This window comes from Endozoicomonas sp. SESOKO2, assembly GCF_024606245.1.
GTDB lineage: Bacteria > Pseudomonadota > Gammaproteobacteria > Pseudomonadales > Endozoicomonadaceae > Endozoicomonas_A.
On sequence record NZ_JAHHPQ010000366.1, the window covers coordinates 1 to 1139 of the forward strand.

Sequence of the window (1139 nt, forward strand, 5' to 3'; positions counted from 1 at the left end):
TGCCGGAGCCTCTTTCTCGTGGACTTCCGGATCGTATGGTTCAGGAGCGTTATCACCGCCAGCAGCTGACCCTTTGTTAATACTACTGTCAACCCGATGGTTCTCCAGAGCACTTATCTGATGACAAATCTGATGCCAAAACGCAGGCCATAGTTGAACGTCACGGGCATTCCATGCGTCTATCCGCTGATCAGTCTTCTGAAGATAAGGCTGGGAAGCGGTTAATTTCAGTGTTTGTTCCTGTTCTTTCGTCAGGGGAAACACGCTATTAGCATCCACGCTCATCGGGCCAAACTCACGATCAAACCAGCGTTGCTGCCAGTGTCGGTAAAGTGCCTGAGTGAGAATGTTGTCTGACTGATCCGGTTTGAGGAAAAGACCGGATGCCTGCCAACGGCCCTGAGCCAGTCTCTTGATGATTTCGGTTCTGGCTTCCTCTTCATTCAGATCAGCCTTGATACAAATTTTATGGCGTTTTTCATCCAGACTGTTGAAATCATCGCGTCGTATCAACCACGGACGATCAATGCCCGATACCGTCTGGTTGAACCAATGGCAGAGTCCGGAATCAAGCTCACCGTTGTTGACGGTAAGAGCCGATGACTCTGGTAGTTCCTCCAGTGATTTCCTGGCGGCCATGAGGTAAAGCCGGTAGTGCTGATTGAGGCATTGCTGTAGTCCTTCTTCGGTAAAATCACCCCCTCTGATAACAGCCCTGGCGACATTCTGTAAATCGAGACTGGTCGGCTGCAACGGCAGGTTTTTCTGTTGCAGATAAGCCCTCAAACGACAATGTTGCATAGTCAGTTGTTCAGCGATGATTTTCCCCTGTTGGGTCTCTGGCAACACTTTCCTGGCAATGGCCTGCAATTCTGACGGACTGTACTGCCGGATGGGCAAATGACGAAAACGTCCTTTCAGCGCCGGTGATAACGGTTTTCGCCCGCTGTACTGCGGTGGGTTGATGGTGGCAAACAGGTGGAAGCCCGGGTGGGCGTCACCGGCCAGAATGTCGTTTAACTCACCTTCCAGATGCTGACTGTCGATCAAATTCATTTCTGAAATCACTACGATGCCGCCATGTACTTTTGCCGTCTGGATCTTTTCACACACTTTGTCCCAGGAACAATCACAGGCAT

General features: G+C 50.6%; 1 protein-coding gene. It reads right to left on the reverse strand.

What is annotated here, in order from left to right; all coding sequences use genetic code 11:
• A partial coding sequence (locus KDK17_RS08130) for a hypothetical protein (protein ID WP_257287812.1) occupies nt 1-1113 on the reverse strand: 1113 nt, incomplete at its 3' end.
• Nucleotides 1114-1139 lie beyond the last annotated feature (26 nt).